Below are 25,803 nucleotides of genomic sequence, written 5' to 3'. Positions count from 1 at the left end.
CCTTGCCTCCCTCAATTCGCGTCTTGCTCAAATTTGGAGAAACTGTCCCACATCCTTTGCCGGTCGGGGGTCAGGCCGGTGAAGATGCGGAAGGCATCCACCGCCTGACCCACCGCCATGCCCCGCCCGGTCATGGTGCGACACCCGAGGGCCTTTGCCGTTTTCAGCAATTGTGTTTCGAGCGGGAAATAGATGATTTCGGAAACCCAGTGGTGGGGCTGAAGCGCCTCGGCCACGATGGGCATACCGGGGAATTTGGCCATGCCGATGGGGGTGGCGTTGACGATCCCATCCACGCCGGCGGCGGCCTGCGCCGCATCGGGAGCCACGCTGGCGCGCCCCTCGCCATAGGCGGCGGTCAATTGCGCGCGCAGGGCCTCGGCCCGCGCTGGATCGGTATCGGTCAGCACCAGATGCGCCACGCCATTGAGGGAGAGCAGCGCATGAGCTGTAGCCGACCCCGCCCCGCCGCAGCCCAGTTGCAGCACGCGGTCGAGTTTTTCACCGCCCATCCTGTCGCCAAAGGCATGGGCAAAGCCGGTGACATCGGTGTTATAGCCAATCCGCCGCCCATCGCGAAACGCCACCGTGTTGACCGCGCCGATCGCGGCGGCCTGGGGCGAGAGTTCATCGAGCAACGGCACCACGGCCTGTTTGAAGGGGAAGGTCACATTGACCCCGGCAAAGCCGACCCGCTGCACCGCATCGAGCGCGGCGCCCAGTTCGCCATCGGCCCATCCGCGGTCGGAAAAATCCAGCAGGGAATAGACCATATGCAGGCCCTGCGCCTGCGCTTCGCATTCCTGCATCCAGGGCGTGCGGCTTTCCAGAATGCCACGCCCCAGAAGCCCGGCCAGCACCCGTCCCTTGCCAATGCCCACGACCGGGGAAGAATGCAGGGAAGGGGCAGGCTGTGTCATTGTATTTCCTATCAAAAAGACCCGCCCCGGAAAGGATCCGGGGCGGGGCAGGGGAGGATCAGAATTTGGTCCGCAGACCGATATTGATAACGCGGCCCAGCGGGTTGGCGTTGAGGCCGTCATAGCCGACCGCGCCGTTGACGGTGTAGGTGTTCACAAAAGGCGGCGCCTGATCGAGCAGGTTGTTCACGTCCAGATAGAACTGCGCTTCCTTGACAACGCTCAGGTTCTTGAACGTATAGGCAAGGTGCAGATCGACCGTGGTGAAGGGCTTCACATAGTCGCCGCCGCCGGTGGGCACGCCATTGGTGCGCACAATCGGGTTGACCACCGAGGAGCCCCAATAGGTGTAGCTGCCCAGATAATTGACAAAGACATCGGCGCTGAGCGGACCCTTGTCATAGCCGATATTGGCGCGGCCTTCCATCTTCACGCTGGGGAAGGTGGTGTTGAAGCCCGAGGTGCCCAGCACGCTGAACTTGGTGCCGTTGGTGCCGAAATACTGCTCGAACTGCAGCTTGCGGGTAAAGGCGGCGCCGATGTTGAAGCGGCCGACCGGCGTGTCGAAGCGGTAATTGGCCGAAACGTCCAGACCCGCCACGTTCAGGTTGAGCGCGTTCTGCTGCTGGAAGTTATAGCTGTAATAAACCGGGTTGGTGATGACGCCGGTCTGGGGCAGGCCAGCGCCCAGCGCCACGATCTGGGCCGTGGTGGCGCCGGTGGGATAGAGTTGCAGCAGATAGGACAGATCCGCCGAACCCAGCGCCAGCGGGGCCTGAGGTGCGGTGATGCCGCCGCGAAGCTGGTTCTTCCAATAGGTCACGCTGATGCGCAGACCCGGCACCTGAACCGGGGTGAGGTCAACGCCAACGCTCCATGCCGTGCCCTTTTGCGGCTGGAGCTTGCCATTGCCGCCCGTCACCAGCACGCCATTGGTGCTGCTGCCGAGGGTGCAGGCCGTGGCCGAGCAGGTCACGCCCGGAACCGAGGTGATCGAGGGGAAGCTGGCGATGGAGATCGTGGGCGAACCGCCCGGAATGCCGCTGGGCACGATGCCCGAATAGCCCGATTCGCCGGTCAGGCCGGTTCCGTTCGACCCGATCGAGGTCAGCGCCGGGGCCACAAAGCTCTTGGCCCAGTTGGCGCGGAACTTGATGCCGCGAACCGGTTCGAAATTCATCGCCAGCTTGGGGTTGGTCGTGCTGCCGAAGTCGCTGTAATGGTCGTAACGGCCCGAGATGTTCAGATCGAGCAGCTTGATGAAGCTGTCCTTGATGATCGGCACATACAGTTCGCCATAGGCCGATTGGACATTGCGGTTGTAATGGGTGTTGAACGCCTGCGAAGCCTGGCTGGCAATGCCCAGATTGTTGGCGCGGATGTTGTACTGATCCATCTCATAGCCCATCAACTCGCCGCCGACGGCGATCTTGGCCGGGCCTGCGGGCAGATCGAACAGATCGCCGGAGACTTTTAGATAGGCATTGCGCATGAGCTGGCGCGCATATTGGAACTGGCGGTTGTCGATCAGCGCAGCCTTGGTGGCCGCCGACGTGCCATTGGCCCACAGGTCGATGGCATTGGCCGTTGTCAGCGCCTGCGACACCGATTGCGACACGCCGTTGATCGCGGCCGAAGTGAAGCCGTTGAGCGCGAGGTTGAAGACCGAGGCATTAAGCTGGCCAACGTTCACCTGCGTCGAGCTGTCCGAGCCATAGACGCCGCCCAGATTGATCTGCCACTTGGGGGAGAGGTCATAGATGGCATCGGCGCGGATCGAGATGTCCTCGGCCGTGCCGGTGATCGTGGCGCCGGGGCCGAACATGCCGTCCGCGTTCCAGTTCGCCGTCATGGTCGAGCCGCTGTAGAACGGATTGATCGAGCGACCTGCGGGCAGCGTGCCGGTGAAGGCGGTGCCATAGACGGTGCCGCTGGCGCTGCCGCGCGTCACGTTCTGGAGATTGCGGCGGTTCGAATAGATGAAGTCGGCATAAAGATGCAGTTTCTCGCCCACGTCCTTGGTGATCTGGGCATAGACGTTATGGCGCTTTTCCGAGGGCAGCAGATCCCACGATTTCACCGGATCGCAACCTGTGGCCGTGGTCACGTCATTGCAGCGGGTGGGCGTGAAATTGGTGCCGCCGCGGCTGCGCAGATCAGCGCTGCTGGCATAGCCGCGCGAGGAGGCGGCAAGATTCGAACGGTCGGAATAATTGTACGAAACTAGCACGCTGCCCGTGTCATAGGTCTGACCCCAGAGCAGACCGGCGGTCAGCGAATTGTAACCGCTGGCAAAGCCCTTCTGCACATTGGCTTCAAAACCATTGACCTTCTTGCGGGTGATGAAGTTGATGACACCCGCCACCGCGTCCGAACCGTAAACCGAGGATGCGCCGTCGGCCAGCACCTCGACCCGCTCCAGCGCCATCGGGGCCAGAATGTTGGGGTCGGCCAGCACGTGGTTGATGCCGCTGGTGGGCAGGCGGTGGCCGTTGATCAACACCAGCGTCGAGTTCGAGGCCGAAGCGCCAAGGCCGTGGATGGTGGGCGCATTGGTGCCCGAACCGTCAGCCGAACCGAAGGCGCCTTGCCCGGCGCTCTGCAGACCGACGACCGAGGGGACGGTTTTCAGCACCTGCTGCACGGTCTGGGCGCCCGTCGCCTCCAGATCGGTGCGGGTCACGGTGACAAGGTTCGAGCCGACCGGGGCCACGCCCTTGATGCTCGATCCGGTAACGATGATTTCGGCGTCGGGCTTGGCTTCCTGGGCATAGGCCGAATGGGCACAGGCCAGAGCCACGGCAAGCACCGAGCTTTGCGCGATGAAACGCATCTTGAATTGCATGATTGTCCCCTCCCAAGGGCGTTGTCACTTGTTTATGAACTAACTGGTACATACATGAAGGGCGGGCGTCAATAGGTCTGCGCACCCGCCCTTTCGACCTCAATCGATTTTTACCCGCTCCACCGGGCCAAGCACGATCAGATAGGCCAGCGTGCCGATGATCCCCAGCGCGCCGATATAGGCCAGCGCGGCATAAAAGCTGCCCGTGGCGCCCACGGCAAAGCCGACCACCAGCGGGGTGATGATGCCAGCCAGATTGGTGAAAAAGTTGAACAGGCCCGCCGTCAGCCCCATCATCTCCTTGGGCGCGACATCGGACAAAAGCGTCCAGCCAAGCCCGGCCAGGCCCTGACCGAAGAAGGCCAGACTCATGACGGCGATGACGGCATTGTTGCTGTCCATATAATTGGCCGAAACCATGCTGGCGCAAAGCAGCAGGCCCGCGATGATCGGCACCTTGCGGCCAATCGTGGGCGAGCCAGTGGCGCGAATCAGCCAGTCGGAAAACACCCCGCCCAGCATCACCCCCGCCGCCGCCGCGATATAGGGCAGCGAGACCAGCCAGCCCGACTTGATGAAGGTCATGCCGCGTTCCTCGGCCAGATAGGACGGGAACCATGTCAGGAAGAAAACGAGGGTGGAATTGGAGCAGAACTGGCCGATCGAGGCGCCCGCGATCTGGCGCGTGGTGACCAGGCGGCGGACATTGGCCCAACTGAAAGCGATGGGAGCGGTGCCGCCGGAAAAGCCGCCGCCAGCGGCGATCAGGTCGATTTCGGCCTGATTGGCATTGCTGTCCTGCGGCTCGCGATAGAGGCGGTGGAACAGGATGGCAAAGGCGATGCCCAGCGCGCCCACCACGAAAAACAGCGAGCGCCAGCCATAATGGGCCAACATCCAGCCCAGCACCGGGATCAGCAGGCCAAGCCCGATATATTCGCCCACGGTATAAACGCCCGTCGCCTTGGCGCGCTCATTCTGGGGAAACCATGTCGAGAGGACGCGGCTGTTGGCGGGGAAGCAGGGCGCCTCGGCCAGACCCAGTGCGAGGCGGGCGGAAACAAGGCCCGCCACGCCCGTCGCCAACCCGTGCAGCGCCGTCATCGCCGACCACAGGCCCAGCGAGAGCGCATAAGTCAGCCGCGTGCCGAGGCGGTCCAGCACATAGCCGCCCGGAATCTGCGCCAGCGCATAGGTCCATGAGAAAGCGGAGAAAATCAGGCCCATCACCTCGGGCGTGATATGCAGTTCCTTGACCAGTTCCGGCTTTGCCACGCCCATCACCGAACGGTCGAGATAGTTGATCAGGGTCGCCGTGGAGATCAGCGCAAGGACGGTAAGGCGCTTGGTCGTCGGCTTCATTGCGCGCGCTCCCGCGCCCACATCACATGGCGCACGCCAAGCGGGTATCCATTAACGCCAAGGCCCGAGATGATGCCGGTCACCACCTGCGTCATGATCGAGTGGCTGCGCCATTCGGCCTCGCGGCGGTGGATGTTGCTGATGTGGACTTCGACCACCGGGCAATCGACCATTTTGAGCGCATCAAGGATCGGATAGGCGGCATAGGTGAAGGCGGCGGGGTTGAAGACGATGCCCGCATGGCCCTTGCGCGCGGCCTGGATCCAATCAACCGCTTCATGTTCCGCATTGGTTTGTCGAAAGTCGATTCGATAGTCGGTTCCGGCCACTTCGGCCTCACACATCGCCTGCACATCGGCCAGCGTTTCATGGCCATAGATATGCGGCTCGCGCTCGCCCAGCAAATTGAGGTTGGGCCCGTTGAGGACCAGAATCGTGCCACCCATGGCATGTCTCTCCCTTGTTTGGCCCCGGCATAATCGAAAGCGCTTGCCTTGGGAAGAATTATGTACGAACCAGTTCATAAATCAAAAGTGGGAGAATGTGATGCGATGGGGATTCGCCGGAATCGCGACTGCGCTCTTGTCAGGTGTCGCCTTTGCCCAAGCGCCGGGCGACTGGGCCACCTATGGCCATGACAAGGGCGGGCAGCGCCACTCGCCGCTAAAGGAGATTACCCCGGCCAATGCGGGCAATCTGGCCCCGGCATGGACCTATCACATGCGCCCGGCCACGCCCGCGACCACCACGGACGCCAATGCGGATGCGCAGCGCCGCGCGGAGGGCCTGCCTGATATGACCGCAGGCGGCGCTCCCGCTGGCCCCCGCGCCCGCCGCAGCCGTTTTGCCGGGTCCGAGGTCACGCCGCTGGTGGTGAACGGGCGGATGTTCGTGTCCACACCCTATGGCCGCGTGGTGGCGCTCAATCCTGATACGGGCGCGGAAATCTGGGCCACGACTATTCCCGGCCCCGGCCAACCGAGCTTGCGCGGCGTTGAATATTGGGCGGGCGATGCGCAAACGCCCCCGCGCATCGTGTTCGGCACGCGCGATGGCCGCCTGATCGCGCTGGACGCGGCGACCGGAGCCTTTGCGGAAGGGTTTGGCGAGCATGGCGTGGTCGAAATGAAAACGCCCGAGATCCTGGGCGGCAATGACGCCCGCTTCTACGGCATGACCAGCCCGCCCATCGTCTATGGCAACCTGATTATCACTGGCAGCGCGGTGCAGGAATTCCCGGCCAAGGGCGCGGCGGGCGATGTTCGCGCTTGGGACGCGCGCGATGGCCATCTGGTCTGGACCTTCCATTCCGTGCCGCGCAAGGGCGAGAAGGGTTATGACACATGGGCGCCGGGCAGCGCGGAAGGGCGCAGCGGGGTCAATGCATGGGGTTTCCTCAGCCTCGATGAGAAGCGCGGCATTGTGTACATGCCCTTTGGCGCGCCCACGTTTGACCGCTATGGCGGGGATCGGGCAGGGGACAATCTGTTCGGCACCTCGCTGGTGGCTGCCGATGCCAGGACAGGCAAATATCTTTGGCATTTTCAGGTGGTTCATCATGACATCTGGGATGGCGACCTGGAAGCCGCGCCCCTGCTGTTCGACGCCACGGTCAAGGGCAAAACGGTCCCCGCCGTCGCGGTGATCTCGAAATCCGCCCTGCTTTTCGTGCTGAACCGCGAGACGGGCAAGCCGATCTTCCCCATCGCCGAGCGCAAGGTTCCGGGCAGCGATGTGCCGGGCGAAAAACCATCGCCCACTCAGCCGTTCCCGCTGGTTACCCCGGCGCTGGGGCGCACCAGCTTTTCGATCAAGAATGACATCACCGACCTGACGCCGGAATTGCACGATACATGTGCCAAATGGATTGCCGACAATCAGATGGTCGAGGGACCGATCTATACGCCCGTCCATCTGGACAAGGTGACGATCAGCTTCCCCGGCCTGCTGGGCGGGGGCAATTGGGGCGGGGCCACCTATGACCCGGCGCAACGCCTGCTGGTGGTCAACACGCATGATCTGGGGCAGGCGACCAAACTGGTGCCGTCCAAGGGGCCCCTGCCGTTTGAGCGGGGCCAGCCTTCGGGTCGGTTTCGTCCCGACAATTCCCGCCTGCTGTGTCAGAAGGGGCCGTGGGGACGGTTGTGGGGCGTCGATATGACGACTGGCAAGATCCGCTGGCAGGTGCCTTTGGGCATTTCCGACGAGGCGCCAGAGGGCAAAAAACTGACCGGGCGGCCCAATATGGGCGGGGCCATCACCACGGCGGGCGGGCTGACCTTTGTGGGGGCGACCGATGATAACCGCTTCCGCGCCTTTGCCACGGCGACGGGCAAGATGGTGTGGGAGGTGAAGCTGGACGCTGCCGCCCATGCCACGCCCATGACCTATGCGGGCAAGGATGGGCGGCAATATGTGGCCATCGCGGCCACGGGGGGCACCTTCCTCGACAGCCCGCTGACATCGGACACGATCACTGCCTTTGCCCTTCCCGGAAAAGATTCTGGGCCAAAGAAGGATGCCGGACAATGAAAATCGCGCTTCGTATTGCCGCCTGCGCCGGTCTGGCGCTGATGCTTTCCGGCCAAACTCCGCCGCCTGCCGCGCCCAATGGCCCGCCGCGCACCCCGCCGCCCGGCTATCAGGATGTCTATGCGGGCAAGAAGCGCCTGCTGGTGATCGCCGATCTTTCGACCGGCAACCAGAGTGCGCATATGGCCGTCAGCCATGCCGTCTCCGTGATCGAGCAAATTGGGCGCGAGAGCGGGGCCTATGTCACCTTCATCCGCACCGACATGGACTGGATCACCAAGGGCGAGACCTGGGGCAAGTTCGACTATGCCAAGGGGGGGCCGAAACAGGCGAGGGGCAAGAACCTCGACTATTTCGACGCCGTGCTGTTCTACACCAACGGCGACACCACCCTCTCGCCCCAGCAGAAGCAGGACCTGCTCGATTACGTGGCCAAGGACGGCAAGGGCTTCATCGGCATCCACACTGCCACGGCGACGGCCACCAACTGGCCTGAATATGGCGAGATGCTGGGCGGGGTTTTCGATAACCACCCATGGATGATTTCCGACGCGAAGATCATCGTTGAGCGGCCCGGATTCCCCGCGATGAAGGCGTTGAAAACCGGCATGGTGCTGAAGGACGAGCATTACCAGATGCTGCCCAATCCCTATTCGCGCGACAAGGTGGATGTGCTGGCCCGCATCGACACGTCCAGCGTCAACATGGCCGCGCCCATGGTTCACCGCAAGGATGGCGATTTTCCGGTGGCGTGGATCAAATCCTATGGGCAGGGCCGCGTGTTCTATTCCGGCCTTGGGCATACGGACGCCAGTTGGGACGATCCGCGCATCCGCACGATGGTTTTGGAGGCGGTGAAGTGGGCGGTGAATGGGGGGGAGAAGCCGGTGCCGCATGGGATGAAGTGAGCGGGGGGGATTTATGCCTCCGGCGGGCAAAGGGCGGGGGCCCTTTGCAATCCCGTTAATGGGGTGGCGCAGGGGGCGCGGCGTTACGTTTGTGTGCCATGAATGAAAGCCTGCGGCGCTATTTGACGGCGCCGCAGGCTTTGAAAATTCCGAGGCCGCGTCCGACACCCATCGGCCGAACTCGTGGCGCAACATAGGCAGTCATGGGAGCGCGAGGGACGAGTCCCTCGCATTTAACCCTTACTTCCCCACCCCATAATTCTTCGCCAGATAGGCCACGATTACATCATAATCGGCGTCCGACACCTTGGCCCCCTTGCCGATCATCTGATCGACCACCTCGGCCCATTTGTCGGCGTCATAGCGCTTGCCGGCGACGATGGCGGGCGGGTGGCATGCGGCGCAGGCGGTCTGCACGGCGGCCTGTCCTTCGCCAGCGGGAAAGGAGGGCGCGGTATCCTGCGCCCTCAGTCCGCCTGCCAGCAGCGCGGCCATAATCGGCAGCGCCATCCATACAGGCTTCATTTCGCCGGACTCTTCTTGTCGAGGCGGGCGTGGAGGAAGTCGAACGTGGCGTTCATCGCGCGCAGGGTTGCCTCGCGGGTCTGCTCGGGGGTCTTGCCGATGAAGCTGTGATCGACGCCATCGATATAGATGCTTTCCACCGGCACGCCCGCAGCCTTCAGCTTCTCCTCGGCCAGATGCGATTGGGCGACGGGGACGGTCTTGTCCTCGACGCCGTGGATCAGCAGGAAGGGCGGGTCTTTGGCGTCGATATAGGTGTTGGGGCTGGCGGCGGCGAATTTTTCCGCCGTGCAGGGGCCATCGCAGCCCAGCAGTTTGCCCGCCGCGCCATCCTGTCCGCCGGGGCGGCCAGCGGAAAGTGCGGCGAAATCGAACACGCCGTACCAGATCGCGGCGGCCTGCACGCATTCGCTGCCCGGCGCGGCTTTGGTGCCGGGGGCGTCAAGCGAGGCGTCACCGCAGCTCAGCGCCGTCAGCGCCGAGAGGTGGCCGCCCGCCGATCCGCCCCAGATGCCGGTGCGGGTGGGGTCGATGCCAAAACGGGTCGCATTGCCCTTCAGGAAGCGCAGCGCCGCGCGGGCGTCCTGAACCTGTGCGGGGAAGGGCGCTTCGGCGGCGAGGCGATATTCGAGGCTGGCCACCACAAAGCCTTCGCCCGCCAGACGTGCCAGCGCGGCGGGAAAATCGGCCAGCGCCCCCGAATGGCGCGTATGCCCTGCCACCCAGCCGCCGCCGTGAATATAGAGCACCAGCGGCTTGGGCCCGACACTCTTGGGCGGCATATAGATATCGACGATCATCGGGCGATAGCCGGGGATGGTGGAATAGGTGACATCGGCAAGGCTGGTCACGCCGCCCGGCCACCCGGTGACATGCACCGGATAGTGATCCTCCAGCACCGGCTGGGCCGCCACGGGGAACACGCGCGGGGCGGGCTTGGCAGCCCCGGCATGCGCCGCGCCGGGCAGCGCCATGGCCAGCGCCAGGGTAAGAAGATATTTGCTCATGAGGCCCTCTCAGACTGTGTTATGTGAACCAGATAGTACACATCAGTCGCAAGGGCGCAACGGGGCGCGTGGCGCAAATTGTATCAGGCGTGGAAAACCCTGCTTATCCGACCTTCACCCAGCGCAGGACGCAATCGATGATCTGCACCCGGCGCCGCGCTTTTTGCGCGGATTCAGCAAAATCGACGCCGAAGTTTTGGCGGAAAGTGTACCGGTTGGATACGTTGTAGAAGGAGAGGGCCGAAATCGTCATATGCAGATCGACCGGATCGATCCCATCGCGAAACACGCCCTGATCTACGCCCTTCTTCAAAATCGCGCCCAGCGCGGCGATCACCGTGCGGTTGCGTTCGCGCATGCCGGGGATCTGGGCGATATGTTCGCCCTTGTGGACGTTTTCGTTCATGACCAGACGCACGAAATCGGGATGTTCGAAGTGATAGTCGAAATTGTGCCCGATGATCGCGCGCAAAGCCTGTTCAGGCGAGAGATCCTCAAACCGCGCCGCCTGTTCCTGATTACGGATCGTTTCATAGGCGCGTTGCAGCACGGCCTGATACAGCCCGTCCTTGCTGCCGAAATGGTAATAGATCATCCGCTTGGAGGTCTGCGTCTTTTCCGCGATCTCGTCGATCCGCGCGCCCGCCAGCCCTTTTTCGGAAAATTCGTGGCCCGCAACTTCGAGAATGTCTTCGCGCGTGCGCAGCGCGGTCAACTGGCGCTTGGAAAGACCCGTATTTTCCGATTGAGCCGTGCTGTCTTGCGTCACCTTGCCTGCAACTCCCGCGGGTCAGAGCGATCCCATGCCTGAACCATGATCGGCCTAGCCCAAGCGTTACCGCTTGTCATCCCCGTCGGGGTGGCAGGCGCCGGGCGGATGTGCCACAAGGGGGCATACTCTAGTCAGAAAGCCCGGTTAATTCATGGAAAATAGCTCGTCCTTGCTGCACGATGGTTTTCTGCTGCTTGGTTTTGCCATGGTATTTGTGCTGGTGTTCCGGCGGCTGGGATTGGGGGCCACGCTGGGCTATCTGCTGGCCGGCGCGGTGGTCGGGCCGCATGTGCTGGGCCTTGTGGGCGAGGCAGAGCAGAAGATGGGCTTTGCCGAACTGGGCATCACGCTGCTGCTGTTTCTGGTCGGGCTGGAATTGAACCCGGCGCGTTTGTGGAAGATGCGGCGCGATATTCTGGGGCTGGGCGCGATACAGGTGGTGGCCTGCGGCGCGGCGCTGGCGGGCTTTATCTATGTGGCCACGATGCTTTCGCCCACGGCGGCGCTGGCGCTGGGGATGCCGTTGGCGCTGTCGTCCACCGCGCAGGTCCTGCCGATGCTTCAGGCGGCGGGCCGTCTGCGCACCCCCTTTGGCGAGCGCACCTTTGCCATCCTGCTGTTTCAGGACCTCTCGATTATCCCGATGATCACCATCATCGCCACGATGAGCCGCAATCCGGCCGATGCCAATGGGCCTCCGGGCTGGCAATTGGGGCTGTATACGGTGCTGGCGATTGCGGGGCTGATCCTTGCCGGGCGCTATCTCATCCGTCCGCTGTTCCGCCTGATCGGCAATCTGGGCGAGCGGGAAATGTTCATCGTGGCAGCGCTGTTCACGGTGATGGCCAGCGCGGCGGTGATGGAACTGCTGGGGCTTTCCACGGCGCTGGGGGCGTTTATCGCGGGCGTGATGCTGGCGGATTCGCCCTATCGGCATGAACTGGAGGCCGATGTCGAGCCTTTCCGCTCGATCCTGCTCGGCCTGTTCTTCCTGGCGGTGGGCATGATGCTCGACCTGCACACCATTGCCGAAAGGCCGTTTTTCGTCATCGGTATGGCGCTGGGTCTGGTGGCCATTAAAACGCTGGCGATCTTTGCCATCGGCAAGATGTTCGGCATGAAGTGGCGCGGCGCTCTGGCGCTGGGCCTGTTGCTCAGCCAGGGCGGCGAATTCGGCTTCGTGCTGTTTACGCAGGCCCAACATGCACTGTTGATCGCGCCAGAGGCAGCCAGCCTGTTCGGCGCGATTGTCACCGTCTCGATGGCCACCACGCCTTTCCTGATGAAGGCCACCAAGCGGATGCGCGAAGAGCCCGCCATGGCGCAGGGCGAGCGCGCCGGGCCGGAAAATGCGGACCGCGCCGCCGCCATCGTCGTGGGCTATGGCCGCTTTGGCCAAAGTGTGGCCCAGATGCTGAACGCCAGCGACATATCGGTGACCATGATCGACACCGATATCGAAATGATCGACATCGCCAGCAGCTTTGGCGCCAAGGTCTATTTCGGCGACGGCACACGGCTCGACCTCCTGCGTCTGGCCGGGGCCGAGGATGCCAGCATGATCCTGTTCTGCATGGATGGCGACCAGCTTTCGGCCGATGCGGTCGAGGCCGTCCATCACGCTTTCCCCGAGGCCAGTCTCTATGTGCGCGCCTATGACCGGCGCGCGGTGATCCGGCTGAAGAAATCGCCCGCCTCGCGGATCGTGCGCGAGGTGATGGAATCAGCGGTCAAGATGGCGCGCCTTGCGCTGGAGGACAGCGGGGTAAGCATCGAGGCGATTAACCGCGCCGAGGAAGTGTACCGCGCCAATGACCGCGAGCGGTTAAAGATCCAAATCGAGGCGGGCGACGTGCGCGCCGCGCGCGGCATGATGATCGTGCGGCCATCGGGCGAGGAGTAAGCCGAACCATCGATGCGTTTATGCAATCCTTTATGTAAGGGATAATGATAGCGCTTGCATAAATGGGCTGTGCGCCATATCGATGGACGCCATGAAACAGACTCGCGCCGATTTTGATCCTGCCGCCCCCGAAGATTTTGACAGCGCCCATGCCGAATACGCCCGCCTGCGCGCGCAATGCCCGGTGGCCCATGCCACGGAACTGGGCGGTTTTTGGGCGCTGACCAAATATGAGGATGTAAAGCGGGCGGCGTCTGATTATGCCGCCTTCACCACGACGGTGCAGAATGTGGTGCCCAAGGTGGCCTTTACCGGGCGGCGGCCTCCGCTCCATCTCGATCCGCCCGAACACACGCCCTATCGCAAGGCGCTTAACCCCTTGCTTTCGCGCGAGAGATCCGAGGCGCTTGAGCCGCGCGCACGCGAATTGACCCGCGCTGCGCTGGCCCCCCTGGTGGCGCGGGGCGGGGGCGATATCTGCATCGAGTTTTCCTCGCATTTGCCGGTGCAGATCTTTGGCGAATGGATGCGGATGCCAGGCGAATGGCTCGAAACGCTCCACCGGCAGGGGCGCGAATTCGTGCTGGCGGTGCATTTGAACGATCCCGACAAGATGAAGGAAACCAGCCTGCGCCTCTATGACATGGCGCGCGCATTGATCGCCATCCGCCGCGAACATCCCGAAGATCCGGCGCTCGATCCCACCACTGCCCTGCTGGAGGCGCGGCATGAGGGGCAGGGATTGCCCGATGAACTGATCGTGGGGTCGGTGCGGCAAATTCTGTTGGTGGGCATTGTCGCGCCGCTGGTGATGGTGGGCAATATGGCGGTGCATCTGTGCCGCGACCGCGCGTTGCAGGACCAGTTGCGCGCGAACCCCGACCAGATCCCGGCGGCGGTTGAGGAGTTCCTGCGCCTCTATACCCCTTATCGCGGCTTTGCCCGGACGGCGGTGCAGGACATTGAAATTCGAGGTGAAAAGATCTGCGCGGGCGAGGCGGTGGCCTTGCTCTACGGCTCGGCCAACCGCGATGAGGAGGTGTTTCCCGATGGCGACCGGTTCATCCTCAACCGCCCCAACATTGCCGAGCATCTCGCCTTTGGCCGCGGGCCGCACAATTGTCCGGGGCTGCATCTGGGACGGATGGAATTGAAGGTTGCGCTGGAGGAAATCCTTGCCGCCACTCCCAACGGTTTCGAACTGGCGGGCGAGATCGCGATGAGCCGCTGGCCCGAAATCGGCGCGCTGTCGGTGCCGCTGCGCTTCCTCTAAACGCGGCGCAGCAGGACCGAGAGATTGTTGGCGGGCATGGGCAGAACCGTCTCGACCCGCAGCCCGTGCCGGGCCGCGCAAGCGCTGACATCCTCCAGATCGCGCAGGCCCCATTCCGGATTGCGCGCCCGCAGATCCGCATCAAACGCCGCATTGCTGGGCTCCAGCGCCACCCCCGCGCGGCGATAGGGACCATAGAGATAGAGCAATCCGCCCGAAGGCAATATCGCCCCCGCGCCGCGCATCAACCCCTGCGTGGCGGCCCATGGGCTGATATGGATCATGTTGATGCACAGGATCGCATCGGCTTGCATTATCGGCCATTCCCCCGCCGCATCCAGCGCCAGCGGCGGCGCAACATTGTCCAGCCCCTCCGCCGCCGTCCATGCCGCAATCGAGGCGCAGGCATCGGGCGAGGGATCAGAGGGCTGCCAATGCAAATCGGGCAGGGCGCGGGCAAAATGCACGATATGCTCGCCCGACCCGCTGGCCAGTTCCAGCACCACGCCCGATCGCGGCAGCGCATCGCGCAGCACGTTGAGGATCGGATCGCGATTGCGCGCGGCGGCAGGCGCGATACGGCGCAGGTCTTGGCTGGTCATGCGCCCTGATTAGACGGCGCGCATTGCGCCTGCCAAGCCCTTATGCCCGCTGCATCAGCCATTCCCTGTCAATCGCATCGCATGGGCCTCGCGATACAGGTCATCGCGGAAATCGGGATGGGCGATGGCGATGAGAGCCTGCGCACGCTCGGCCAGCGTTTTGCCCTTCATATCGGCCACGCCATATTCCGTGATCACCAGATGCGTATCATTGCGCCCTGTTGTTACCGGTCCCGACAGGCGCGGGGTGATGCGCGAGATCGTGCCGCCCGCTGCTGTGGAATGGCATGCGATGATCGATTTGCCCCCCGCCGACATATAGGCGCCGCGCACGAAATCGACCTGGCCCCCGGTGCCGGAAAATTGCCGCCCGGCCACGAATTCGGAATTGCATGCGCCGTGGAAATCGACCTGCGTGGTGGCATTGACCGAGACGACGCGATCATTGCGGGCGATCACGGCGGGGTTGTTGACATATTCGACCGGGAAAGCCTGCGCGGCGGGATTGTCGTCGATGAAATCATAAAGCGCCCGGTCGCCCAGCGCGAAGGTGAAGATGGTGGCGCCGGTATGGGTCTGCTTGGCCGAATTGTCGGCCACGCCCCGGCGCACCAGTTCGGCAAGACCGGGGGTTATCAGCTCGGTATGGATGCCAAGGCGGCGATGGTGGTGCAGCCCCGCACAGACCGCATCGGGCAGCGCGCCGATCCCCATCTGCAAACACGCGCCATCGTCGACCAGCCCCGCAATGATCTCGCCAATGCGGATATCGACCGGAGACAGAGGCGCAGGCGGCACTTCGACCAGCGGCGCGTCATTTTCCAGCAGCGCGGCCACATCCGACAAAGGCACGCGGCAATCGCCCCGCACGCGCGGCATATGGCGGTTCACCTCAAAGACGATCCTCGCCCCCGGCTTGCGCGCCACGGCCAGCGCATAATCGGTGTTGGTGCCAAGGCTGAAGAACCCCTCGTCATCCATGGGCGAGACGGTGGCGATCAGCGTATCGACGCCGACATGTTCGACCATGGAGCGCGGGATCTGGCTGAAATGGGATGGGATGTAATCGACCAGGAACTCATCGCCCCCGCGCCCTTTATCCAGCATGCGTTCGACGCCGCTGTGGAAATAGCTCATCGGGATCAGGCGGTCGGTCAGTTGCGGGTCAAAGATGGTGCGCCCGGCAATCGCGGTGCAGAGCATATAGTAAAAGCGTATGTCGCGCGCCGTGCCCGCCCGCGCTCGATCGGCCAGAGCATGCAGCAATAGCGGCGGCGCCCCTGCGCCCAAGGACAGCGCAACCCGCGCCCCGTCGGGGATCATCGCGGCGGCCATGGCCGGGGTGGTCAGGCGGGCGCGATATTGCGCATTCAGATCCATCATCACCGTCTCATCCTCTTGCGCCCCGGTTCGGCGGGGTCTGCATCACAGACTAGAGACAGAGGCGCGCTCGGCCAAGGGCTGCGATGGGGCGATCATACCCGACCATCGGATTATTGGGATTTGCGTCGCCATAGAATAATCTTGCAATTGTTTGCCTGTGGCCCGAGAAGGCCCGATCCTTCGCCAGAAAGCGCCCATCAGGCATGAGCAGAATTCGCAATATCAAGGAACTGGCCGATCTGGCCGGAGTGTCGACAGGTACGGTTTCGCGCGCGCTGGCAGTCTCGACCCTGATCAGCCTCAAGACGCGCGAACGGATTCAGGCGCTGGCCAAGGAGCATGGATTTCGGCCCAATCTGCTGGCGCGCAATTTGCGGATTCAGCGTACGAACACCATCGGCGTGCTGATCCCGCTGGGCCATGAAACAGCCCAGCATCTGACCGATCCTTTCTTCATCACCATGCTGGGCCTGCTGGCCGACAAGCTGACCGAGCGCGGCTATGACCTGCTGCTCAGCCGCGTGATCCCCACCGACAGCGCGTGGCTGGACCGGATTGCCACCTCGGGGCGCGTCGATGGCTTGATCGTGATCGGGCAGTCGGATCAGGCCGCCACGATTGACGCGGTGGCCAAGGATTACCGGCCGCTGGTGGTCTGGGGCGGCTATGATGCCGATCAGGTGCATTGCAGCGTGGGCAGCGACAACCGCAAGGGCGGCGATCTGGCGGCCAGCCATCTGATCGCGCAGGGTTGCCGCAAGATCGCCTTTTTCGGCGATCCCAAAACGCGCGAGATCGAGCAGCGTCTGCAGGGCGTGCGCGATGCTCTGGCCCGCGCCGGTATGGGCGAGCCGCATATTGAGCCCGCGCATCTGACCGATGATGAATTCGGGCCGGAAATTGCCGGTTTTCTGGGGCAGGCCGCCGATGGACCAATCGGCATCGTGGCAGCCTCGGATGTGATCGCGCTCAAGACCTTGCGGGCGATGGCGGTGATGGGCCTGTCGGCGCCGAATGATGTGCGTGTGATGGGCTATGACGGGCTGACCATCGGCGAGCACACCGTGCCGCAGCTCTCCACGATCTGTCAGGATCTGGTGCGCGGCGCCGAGCATCTGGTGGATATGCTCGTGCGCCGCATCGCGGGCGAGGACACGCAAAGCGTGGTGATGGAACCGGAACTGGTCCTGCGCGCATCAGCCTGAGTTAAATACCCAGCGCCACCGCCAAAGCGCCCAAGAGGCCCGAATTGTCACCCAGCGCGGGGGCGACGATCACCTCGGCCGGATTGCCCACGAAATAGCCCGCGCCGCTTTGCGCGGCCATGGTGCGGACTTTGTCCAGCAGGCCGGGCGTGGCCGTGACCCCGCCGCCCATGACGATGCGGGCCGGATCCATGATCGCCTGAAACGTGACGGCGGCCTGCGCCAGATACCATGCGATGATGTCCGCGCCCGGATGGCCCTCGGGCAATTCGGAGAGCGAGACGCCCCAGCGCGCGATGATCGCCGGGCCGCAGGCCAGACCTTCGAGGCAATCGCCGTGGAACGGGCAATGCCCGGCAAAATCCACATCCTGAGGATGACGGGGCATACGGATATGCCCCATTTCCGGGTGCGACAGGCCATGCAGCAGCCGCCCATCGGAAACAAAACCGCCGCCAACGCCCGTGCCGATGGTCAGATAAAGCAGCGAACCGGCCGCCTTCCCCGCGCCCCAGCGCGCCTCGGCCAGAGCCGCGCCGTTCACATCCGTTTCCAGCCCCACGCGGCAGCCAAACGCGCGCGCAAACGGCCCGGTCAGGTCCGCACCGCTCCAATGCGGCTTGGGCGTGCGGGTGACATGGCCCCATGTGGGCGAGGCGCGGTTGAGGTCCAGCGGTCCAAAGCTGGCGATGCCGATGGCCTCGGGCTTGAGGCCTTGCTCGCGAAACCAGCCGATGGTGGCGCCCAGCGTTTCCTCGGGCGTGGTGGTGGGGATGCGGTGGCGGGCATAGATCGTGCCCTCTTCATCGGCGATGCCCGCTACGAATTTGGTGCCGCCCGCCTCGATCAGGCCATATTGCGCCATCTTATGCCCCCTTTACCCCAGCCTGATCTATCCATGCCCGATCGCCATCCAGCGCGATGCGGAATGTGGGTGCAGGCGTACCGCCAAAATGGGCGCGCCGCCATGCCGGATCGTCCACTTTCGTTTGCGCGGTGCAGGCGGGATAGTCGATAAAGCCCCAGACATCGAGATCGGCATCCACCCACCAGCTATAGGTCTGGAACGGCGCTTCATCGGGATTGGCCGCGACTAGGCCGGTGCCGTTGAGCGGACGCCAAGGCCCCAGCACATTCTCGGCCACCGCGCCATAGACGCCATTGGGGCCGGAGGGGCCATCGGGGGCAAAGACCTTACGCTGGGTGGACCAGAACAGGTAATAATGCCCGCCGCGGTGGATGAGGAGCGGGCGCTCCTGCTCATTGTTCAGCCCATCGGCGCTCAGGATCGGGGGCAGGATTTCCCAGTCGGTCAGCGCCTCATTGGTGGCCTGCGCAATGCCGATGCAGCCGTTGAAGGCATGGGTCGATAGTTGGAGCGAGCCGGTAAAGACGATATAGGTCGCCCCATCCTTGGGATCGCGGAAATGGGCCGGATCGCGGAAACCCTTGATGAAGCCCGGCGCGCCCTCGCGCTGGTTGACCAGCGTGTAATTCACGTTGTCGGCAATGATATTCTCATGCGGGGGGCTCCATCCGGTGATGGTGAAATCATCGGTGTTGAGCTTTCCTTTGGTCTGAAACAGGCGCTGGGCAAAAGAGCGGGTTTCCTCGCCCGGATAGCCCGCGACCGTGTAGAACAGAGTGACTTCTGCGCTTTCCGGATGCCACAGCGCGCTGCCTGCCCATTCGCGGCTGCCGGGGTTGAACCCGTCGGGCAGAGCATGGCCATGGTCGCGCCAAGTGCCATCGGCCGCATGGGTCATGAGGCGGATGCGCACGATGTCATGGCGCGCCTCCGGATCGGGCAGGGCGGGGGCGCACAGCACGAACCACAGGCTGGCCCCGTCAAACAGGGTCGTGCTGCCATCGGCATTCTGCAGCGGCCAGAGATCCCACAGGTCAATGCCGGGCAGGATGGGGTGAACATCGGCCGGATCGATCAGCGGAATGGTATTTTGCGCGGACGGAACAATCGCGCTGACATGCTGCGCGCGCCACGTGGAAATCGAGGGGGGAACGCTGGGCTGCGTCACGGTCATTCTCTCCCGGTATATCTGGCCATTTCGGGCTTGTAGGTGATGATTGCTGAATAGGCAATCGTTTGCATTCTTATGCACGAGGCTTGGATCAGCGCGCGGTCAATTCATAGACCAGCACTTCCTCGCCCTTCATCGGGGGCAGGGGCAGACCCATCCGGGCCAGCCACGCACCGTCCATGTCGACCGCCGCCGTGCCATCGCGCGTCAACCGATAGCGCCGTGCAGGATCGACCATGTCGAGGCGCAGATGCGGTTGATGGCGCATGGTGGTCGGCGCGGTGCGGGTGACGATCAGCAGCAGCTGGTCCTCATCGCCATGTGCCTGCCAGACCACGCTGTCGCCCGCTTCGCCCTGCCACAAGCGGCCATGGTGCAGGCGGTCGCGCAGGGCTTTGTAGCGGGCGATGGTGGCGGCCAGATCGTCCGTTTCGGCCTGGGTCAGTTTGCGCAGGTCAAGCTCGACCCCGAAATGGCCGGGCAGGGCGACGCCCGCGCGGAAGGGCATCGACTGCATCCGCCCCGTTGAATGGGCCGGGCAGGCGCCGACATGGCTGCCCATCACCTCGGGCGGCATGAATTGCAGAAAGCCGCGCTGGATCGAGACGCGGCTGATTGCGTCGATACAGTCGCTTGTCCAGAAACGATGCGTATGGGCGATCACGCCCGCATCGATCCGCCCGCCGCCGCCCGCGCAGCTTTCGATTTCCACATCGGGGAAGGCCGCGCGCAGGCGCGCCATCAGCTCATAGGTTCCAAGCACTTGGGCGCGGAACTTCGCGCTGTTTCCGGCATGGGTCAGGTCGCGGTTGTGATCCCATTTCAGATAGGAAATCGGCAATTTGCGCAAATGCTGCGCCACCGCATCAAACAGATAGTCGCGCACCTGCGGCAGGCTCATATCCAGCACGAGTTGGTTGCGCGCGCCCAGCAAGGGGCGGCCCGCGATATGCAGCGCCCAATCGGGATGGGCACGGTAAAGATCGCTGTCGGGGTTGATCATTTCGGGTTCGACCCAGAGGCCGAATTCCATGCCCAGATCGACCACATGGCGCGCCAGAGGCATCAGCCCATCGGGATATTTGTGTGCATCGACCACCCAGTCGCCCAGCGAAGAGGTGTCATCATCGCGCCCCTTAAACCAGCCGTCGTCCAGCACATAGCGCTCGATCCCCACGCGCGCGGCGGCATCCGCCAGTTCTTTCAGCGCATCGAGATCATGGTCGAAATAAAAGCCTTCCCACGTGTTGAGATGGACCGGACGGGGCTTCATCACACCATCGGGCCATGTCATCCGCGTTCGGATCGCGCGGTGAAAGGCCCATGACACGCCATTGGCCCCTTCGCCTGAAACGCTGGCGAGGATCTCGGGCGTGGTCACGCTCTGGCCGGGCGCGAGGCGCATTTCGCCCGGCGCCAGCGCCTCGCCCATGGTCCATTGATGGCGGCCGTCGTCCAGCCACTCGATGGATTGGATGTGGTTGCCGCTCCACGCCAGTTGTGCGCCATAGGCCGCGCCATCCGCGCAGGAAACGATCGCGCCGGGGAAGCAATCATGGCTGGTCAGGCCACGCCGGTTCTCGCGCCGCCACTGGCTGCGGGTCAGCGCATCGTCGATGGCGACAAATTCGCTGTTATGCCGCCCGCCATAGGATCGCACGCGGTCCGCATCGGCGGGCAGGGGCAGATTGCCCGAGGCCAGAAAGCCGACCTCCAGCACGTCATCGCCCGCATTGGTCAGCGTGGTGGAGAGCGTGAGCGTGTCCGTCGCCGGATCGAGGCGGGCGGTGATGGCCACGGCGATCCGCGCCACATTGTCCGCCATGTGGAAGATCACGCCATCGGCGATCTTTTCCACGCGCATTGCGGTGATCGCCTGCGCCCAATCCTGTCCGGCGCGGCTGGCCACCAGGGCGCTTGGCCCGAACCAGCCCATGCCCATGGTGGGAAAGATCGACAGCGGCTGGTCGAAATGCAGCGAGAAGCTGGGTTCGGGCCGCGTATCACGCAGGGGGGCGGGCGGCACCACGCCATCGGGCAGGCGCGGGCCCCAATAGCGCCAGAGCGCCGCCTCATCGGGCCGCACTTCCCAGATGGCCGTGCAGGCGGGCGAATGGAGCGTGACGAATTCAGGCGGCACGGCGATTGTCCTCGGGAACGTCACGGACGCGGATCATGGTCAGGCCCGCGCAGAACAGGAGAAGGGCGGCAAAGCTGATCGCATGGCGCGGATCGGCGTTCAGCACATGGCGATAGATCCAGCCGAAGGTCAGCCCGTTGATGAGCATGGGCAATACGATCATCATATTGAAAATGCCCATGTAAACCCCGGTCCTTTCGGCCGGGATGGCGCGGGCCAGAATGACATAGGGGTTGCCCATGATGCTGGCCCAGCCAAGGCCGAGGCCCAGCGCCGGGATCATCAGCGCAAGGTGGCTGCCCAATTCAGGCATGGCCAGCGTGGTGAAAATGGCCGGGGCATGGGCCGATCCCGGGCCGACGCCGGGCAGCATCAGCAAGGACAGCGCGCAAAGCATCAGCGCCACCATATGCATCCGCGATGCGCCAAACCGCCGCGCCAGAGGCACCATGGCAAAGGCCGCGCCAAAACCGATCAGATTATAGAAGGCCCCCAGTTGCTGGGTGGTCAGCACCGCATCGCGGAACAGGGCGCTGGTCTTGTCCGCCGTACCAAAGGCCGAGCGGCCGATGGAAAGCGCGGCATAGGACCAGTAAATCGAAAAACCATACCATTGAAACAGGCTCATCCACGCCATTTGCCGCATCGCGCGGGGCATTTCGACGATGGCCTGAACGATCTCGCGCAGGGCGGCCCCGGCGGTCTTTTCACTGGCCGCGATGCGTTCGCGTTCGTCGGGTGTGGTGGGCAATTCGGGCACGCGCAGCACCGACCACAGGATCGTGCAGATCGACAGGACCGCGCCGATCAGGAAGGAAATATGCGTGATCGTGGGGATATTATGCGCATCCACCGCATTGCGATCCACCCCGAACCAATAGACCAGGATCGAAGGGCTGAGAAAGGCCATGCATTGCGCAAGGCCGGTAAAGGCGCTCTGGCTGAGAAAGCCGATCTCATGCTGATCGGCGTTCAGCCGGTCGGAGACATAGGCGCGATATGGCTCCATTGTGGTGTTATTTCCTGCATCCAGCAGCCACAGCAGGCTGGCCGCCATCAGCAGGCTGGAGGAATGCGGCATCAGGAACAGGCCAAGGCTGCACAGGATCGCGCCGATCAGGAAATAGGGCGTGCGGCGGCCAAAGCGCGAGTCGGTCCGGTCGCTCATCGCGCCTACCAAAGGCTGGATCAGCAGCCCCGTCATCGGCCCTGCCAGCTGCAGGATCGGCAGGCTGGCCTCATCGGCGCCCAGCCACGAATAGATCGGCACCATATTGCCCTGCTGCAGGCCAAAGCTGAATTGCAGCCCGAGAAAACCCAGGTTCATTTCAACAATGCGCAGCAGCGACAGATGGGGCTTTCGGGCGTCTGTGCGGGCCGGGTGAGCAACCAGATCGGCGGGGGCGGCGTGGGCCATGGGCATCCTTTCCTGACGCCCTCTTCGTGGGGCTGACTCGTTCTTGCTCCATTGGCTTAGCCTGTGTCACGAGGAAGTGCAACAATCGTTTGCATAGATTTGTCGCACTTTCCGATTCGCGGGCTGTTTTATGTGTCGGTGGGGTGGAGCCAGAGCTCTGTCGGGCTGGGCGATCTGATCCTGTCCGGAGGGATTAGTGCCTAACCCGCAGCTTGCCTTGTCGTAACTTTAACGCGCGCGCGTGAGGGTGTAAAACCATGTTTCAAATCGATCCCGGATGATGAGGGCCGGGGTTGGTGTAGCCGATTTGCCACAGGAAAGGAAAAGTCAGAACCACAAATGCACTCGATTGCAAAACCTATTGCAACCGATTGTTTTGGGGTTTAGAGGGATTTTTTATGAGCTGCCCGGAAGAACCCGGGGGCGTTCCATACCTCTTGGGGGAGGATCAGATCATGAAATCAGTTTTCAAGTCGTGCGTATCGTTTGCCGCGTTGAGTCTGGCCAGCCTTTCGGCCCCTGCCATGGCGGCGGATGCCGCATCGGGCGACAAGCCGGATGACTCGCAGGCCATCGTCGTTACCGCTTCCAGCGCGGGCAAGACTGCGCAGAACAGTTCGATCTCGGTCTCGCAGCTCAGCCAGGAAGCGATCACCAATTTCACCCCGCGTTCGCAGGCCGAAGTGCTGCGCTCCATTCCCGGTCTGAATGTGCAGGATACTGCCGGTCCGGGCGGCAATGCCAACATCGGCGTGCGCGGCATTCCGGTTTCCACCGGCGGTTCGGAATATGTCGGCCTTCAGGAAGATGGCCTGCCGGTTGTGCTGTTTGGCGACATGCAGTTCGGCAACAATGACTATTGGGTCCGCTTTGACAACAATGTGGACCGCGTGGAAGCGGTGCGCGGCGGCAGCGCTTCGACCTTCTCCAGCCAGGCGCCGGGCGCGGTCATCAACTATGTGTCCAAGACCGGCACCAAGGAAGGCGGCGAAATCGGCCTTTCCACCGCGCTCAACTATCGCGAATTCCGTCTCGATTTCGATTATGGCGGCAAGATCAGCGACACCGTGCGCTATCACCTTGGTGGCTATGTGGTCGATGGCAACGGGCCGACCCATCTGCCCTACACCGCCAGCAAGGGCTATCAGATCAAGGGCAACATCACCAAGGACATCGCTGACGGCAAGGGCTATATCCGCCTGAACTTCAAGCGCCTTGATGATCAGGAGCCGACCTTCACCTCGATGCCCGCACTGGCCACGCTGTCGGGCAATACGATCACCGGCTTCTCGCCATTGCCCGGTGTGGACGCTCGCCAATATGCTTCCACCGGCATTTATAACCGCAATTTCAATGTCCTGGCGGCCAATGGCTCGCTCCAGAATGTCCAGATGCAGGGCATCCATCCCGTCTCCACGGCGGTGGGCGGAGAGTTTCACTATGAATTCTCGCCCCTCTTCACGCTGGATGAAAAGATCCGCTGGACCGATATGAGCGGCACGTTCAGCAACCAGTGGACCGGCGAAATGGCCACCAGCAGCCTGCTGGGTCAGACCATCGGCGGCGTGAACGGCACAGCGGATGCGCGCACGATCGGCGCGATCAAATATGCCGCCGGTCCGCTGGCCGGACAGGCTTACACCGGTGCTTTCCTGTCGAACAGCGCGCAGGCCTATGTCAACATGAAGGATGTAGGCAGCCTGGCCAGCGATCTGACGCTCAAGAGCAAGTTTGATGTGAAGGGCGCCAAGGTCAATATCCGCGCGGGCTGGTTCCATATGCGCCAGAACATCTCGATGGATTGGCGCATCAATAACGCGACCCAGACGCTGAACAGCAATGGCAATCCGGTGCCGCTCAACCTTTACACCGCCGCTGGCGCCCAGCTTACCGCCAATGGCGTGACGGGCTATAACAACCAGTGGGGCGGCTGCTGCGGCGGGCGCAGCTATGATGTGGCTTACACCGACGATGCGCTCTACCTCGAAGGCGAAACCGATATTGGCCGCCTGAACCTCTCGGCCTCCTATCGCCGCGATATGCTTCAGGCTGACGGCGTGTCCTATGGCACCACGCAGACCGGCACGATCACGGTTACCGATGCTTTGGGCAGCGCCACCCTGCCGACCTGGAACACCTCCTCGGTGGTGGCGGACCGGTTGAACTACACGAAGAGCTATTCCAGCTGGTCGCTGGGCGCGCTCTACAAGCTGACCGACAACACCAATGTCTTCGTCCGCGCCAGCAGCGGCGGCCGCTTCAATGCCGACCGCATGCTCTATGGCGGCAACAGCTTCACCGCCGATGGCAAGCTGACGGCGGGCGGCGACCACCTCGCGGTCAACACCGTGACGCAGCAGGAAGTGGGCGTGAAGCACAACGGCAGCATCGGCGGCGCGCGCTATCACGTGGAAGCGACCTATTACCGCGCGCAGGTGAAGGAATCGAACTACGATTTCACCGCCATCAGCCGTGGGCAGAACCCGTTCACCGACACGATCTATCACTCCAGCGGCGTCGAGCTTTCGGGCAATGTCCGCTACGGCGATTTCGCGATGAACGGCTATGTGGTCTATACCGACAGCAAGGACACCAAGACCAATCTGACCCCGATGGCCATGCCCAAGTGGACCTTCCTGGTCTCGCCCAGCTATGACATGGGCAAGGCGGCGATTGGTGTAAGCGTTTCGGGCCAGTCCGATTTTTCGATCGGCACGATCACGGCGCCCGGCTCGGTCTTTGCCAATGGCTATGTCAAGGTTCGCCCGATGGACAATGTGGAAGTTGGCTTCAACGTCAACAACCTGTTCAACACGCTGGGCTATCGCGCCAACAATGGCAGCCTTCAGGCACGCGGCGCCGGCGGGTTGACGGCCAATCAGGCGATCTTCGACAATTCGGCCATGCTGGGCCGCACGATGACCGCCTCGGTGAAGTACAAGTTCTGATCTGACCGGCCATAACAGGCCG

Annotated in this window: 19 protein-coding genes; 6 read left to right on the top strand and 13 right to left on the bottom strand. The window is 63.1% G+C overall.

The features are described 5' to 3' along the window. Nucleotides 1-11: 11 nt before the first annotated feature. The 4 genes from BGP00_RS07230 to BGP00_RS07215 all read right to left on the bottom strand — a co-directional run bounded on the left by BGP00_RS07230 (nucleotide 12) and on the right by BGP00_RS07215 (nucleotide 5,573). A complete protein-coding gene (locus BGP00_RS07230; protein WP_292689738.1) occupies nucleotides 12-920 on the bottom strand; it encodes a shikimate dehydrogenase in 909 nt (302 codons plus the stop codon). A gap of 58 nt (nucleotides 921-978) precedes the next feature. Continuing rightward, nucleotides 979-3,765 carry a TonB-dependent receptor gene (locus tag BGP00_RS07225; protein ID WP_292689740.1) on the bottom strand — a complete coding sequence of 929 codons (2,787 nt, stop codon included), beginning with the start codon at nucleotides 3,763-3,765 and terminating at the stop codon, nucleotides 979-981. Nucleotides 3,766-3,864: 99 nt separating this feature from the next. Further along, on the bottom strand, nucleotides 3,865-5,127 hold the full coding sequence (locus BGP00_RS07220) for an MFS transporter (protein ID WP_292689742.1): 1,263 nt from the start codon (nucleotides 5,125-5,127) through the stop codon (nucleotides 3,865-3,867). Then, a complete protein-coding gene (locus tag BGP00_RS07215) occupies nucleotides 5,124-5,573 on the bottom strand; it encodes a type II 3-dehydroquinate dehydratase (protein ID WP_292689743.1) in 450 nt (149 codons plus the stop codon). Before BGP00_RS07215 ends, BGP00_RS07220 begins: the two co-directional genes overlap by 4 nt. Nucleotides 5,574-5,673: 100 nt before the next feature. On the opposite strand from BGP00_RS07215, the gene BGP00_RS07210 reads away from it, so the two are divergent. After that, on the top strand, nucleotides 5,674-7,659 hold the full coding sequence (locus BGP00_RS07210) for a pyrroloquinoline quinone-dependent dehydrogenase (protein WP_292689744.1): 1,986 nt from the start codon (nucleotides 5,674-5,676) through the stop codon (nucleotides 7,657-7,659). Beyond that, on the top strand, nucleotides 7,656-8,567 hold the full coding sequence (locus BGP00_RS07205; RefSeq protein WP_292689745.1) for a ThuA domain-containing protein: 912 nt from the start codon (nucleotides 7,656-7,658) through the stop codon (nucleotides 8,565-8,567). The genes BGP00_RS07210 and BGP00_RS07205 overlap by 4 nt, the downstream gene beginning before the upstream one ends. Nucleotides 8,568-8,807: 240 nt before the next feature. Here BGP00_RS07205 and BGP00_RS07200 read toward each other — a convergent pair whose 3' ends face one another. The 3 genes from BGP00_RS07200 to BGP00_RS07190 all read right to left on the bottom strand — a co-directional run bounded on the left by BGP00_RS07200 (nucleotide 8,808) and on the right by BGP00_RS07190 (nucleotide 10,868). Next, nucleotides 8,808-9,092, bottom strand: coding sequence for a cytochrome c (locus BGP00_RS07200; RefSeq protein WP_292689747.1), 285 nt, complete (start codon nucleotides 9,090-9,092; stop codon nucleotides 8,808-8,810). Further along, nucleotides 9,089-10,099 carry an alpha/beta hydrolase gene (locus tag BGP00_RS07195; protein WP_292689749.1) on the bottom strand — a complete coding sequence of 337 codons (1,011 nt, stop codon included), beginning with the start codon at nucleotides 10,097-10,099 and terminating at the stop codon, nucleotides 9,089-9,091. Before BGP00_RS07195 ends, BGP00_RS07200 begins: the two co-directional genes overlap by 4 nt. A 103-nt stretch (nucleotides 10,100-10,202) precedes the next feature. Then, entirely contained in the window at nucleotides 10,203-10,868 is a 666-nt protein-coding gene (locus tag BGP00_RS07190) for a TetR/AcrR family transcriptional regulator (protein ID WP_292689751.1), read from the bottom strand. Between the two features lie 154 nt (nucleotides 10,869-11,022). Between BGP00_RS07190 and BGP00_RS07185 the strand changes: the two genes are divergently transcribed. Together BGP00_RS07185 and BGP00_RS07180 are read left to right on the top strand one after the other, a co-directional pair. Continuing rightward, nucleotides 11,023-12,774, top strand: coding sequence for a cation:proton antiporter (locus BGP00_RS07185; RefSeq protein WP_292689753.1), 1,752 nt, complete (start codon nucleotides 11,023-11,025; stop codon nucleotides 12,772-12,774). A gap of 91 nt (nucleotides 12,775-12,865) precedes the next feature. Beyond that, nucleotides 12,866-14,047: a cytochrome P450 gene (locus tag BGP00_RS07180; protein WP_292689755.1), complete on the top strand. Its 1,182-nt coding sequence runs from the start codon at nucleotides 12,866-12,868 to the stop codon at nucleotides 14,045-14,047. On the opposite strand, the gene BGP00_RS07175 is transcribed toward BGP00_RS07180, so the two are convergent. Next, a complete protein-coding gene (locus BGP00_RS07175; RefSeq protein ID WP_292689756.1) occupies nucleotides 14,044-14,649 on the bottom strand; it encodes a DUF938 domain-containing protein in 606 nt (201 codons plus the stop codon). The genes BGP00_RS07180 and BGP00_RS07175 overlap by 4 nt on opposite strands. 54 nt (nucleotides 14,650-14,703) lie before the next feature. Further along, nucleotides 14,704-16,032 carry an acetyl-CoA hydrolase/transferase C-terminal domain-containing protein gene (locus BGP00_RS07170; protein ID WP_292689757.1) on the bottom strand — a complete coding sequence of 443 codons (1,329 nt, stop codon included), beginning with the start codon at nucleotides 16,030-16,032 and terminating at the stop codon, nucleotides 14,704-14,706. A gap of 203 nt (nucleotides 16,033-16,235) precedes the next feature. Here BGP00_RS07170 and BGP00_RS07165 point away from each other — a divergent pair, with 203 nt between their 5' ends. Further along, nucleotides 16,236-17,237 (top strand): LacI family DNA-binding transcriptional regulator, encoded by a 1,002-nt coding sequence (locus BGP00_RS07165; protein WP_292689759.1) that lies wholly within the window; start codon nucleotides 16,236-16,238, stop codon nucleotides 17,235-17,237. 1 nt (nucleotide 17,238) lies between these two features. Here BGP00_RS07165 and BGP00_RS07160 read toward each other — a convergent pair whose 3' ends face one another. The 4 genes from BGP00_RS07160 to BGP00_RS07145 form a co-directional block, all read right to left on the bottom strand. Further along, nucleotides 17,239-18,102, bottom strand: coding sequence for an ROK family protein (locus tag BGP00_RS07160; RefSeq protein WP_168604870.1), 864 nt, complete (start codon nucleotides 18,100-18,102; stop codon nucleotides 17,239-17,241). 1 nt (nucleotide 18,103) lies between these two features. Further along, nucleotides 18,104-19,273 carry a glycoside hydrolase family 68 protein gene (locus tag BGP00_RS07155; RefSeq protein WP_292925727.1) on the bottom strand — a complete coding sequence of 390 codons (1,170 nt, stop codon included), beginning with the start codon at nucleotides 19,271-19,273 and terminating at the stop codon, nucleotides 18,104-18,106. A gap of 94 nt (nucleotides 19,274-19,367) precedes the next feature. After that, nucleotides 19,368-21,416 (bottom strand): alpha-galactosidase, encoded by a 2,049-nt coding sequence (locus BGP00_RS07150; protein ID WP_292689763.1) that lies wholly within the window; start codon nucleotides 21,414-21,416, stop codon nucleotides 19,368-19,370. Then, nucleotides 21,406-22,833 (bottom strand): MFS transporter, encoded by a 1,428-nt coding sequence (locus tag BGP00_RS07145; protein ID WP_292689764.1) that lies wholly within the window; start codon nucleotides 22,831-22,833, stop codon nucleotides 21,406-21,408. Before BGP00_RS07145 ends, BGP00_RS07150 begins: the two co-directional genes overlap by 11 nt. 455 nt (nucleotides 22,834-23,288) lie before the next feature. Between BGP00_RS07145 and BGP00_RS07140 the strand changes: the two genes are divergently transcribed. Next, nucleotides 23,289-25,781 (top strand): TonB-dependent receptor, encoded by a 2,493-nt coding sequence (locus BGP00_RS07140; RefSeq protein WP_292689765.1) that lies wholly within the window; start codon nucleotides 23,289-23,291, stop codon nucleotides 25,779-25,781. Nucleotides 25,782-25,803 lie beyond the last annotated feature (22 nt).

It is taken from the genome of Novosphingobium sp. 63-713 (genome assembly GCF_001898925.1).
Lineage (GTDB): Bacteria > Pseudomonadota > Alphaproteobacteria > Sphingomonadales > Sphingomonadaceae > Novosphingobium.
The sequence above is the reverse complement of the archived record's forward strand: the minus strand, read 5'-3'. Positions and strand labels throughout refer to the sequence as shown.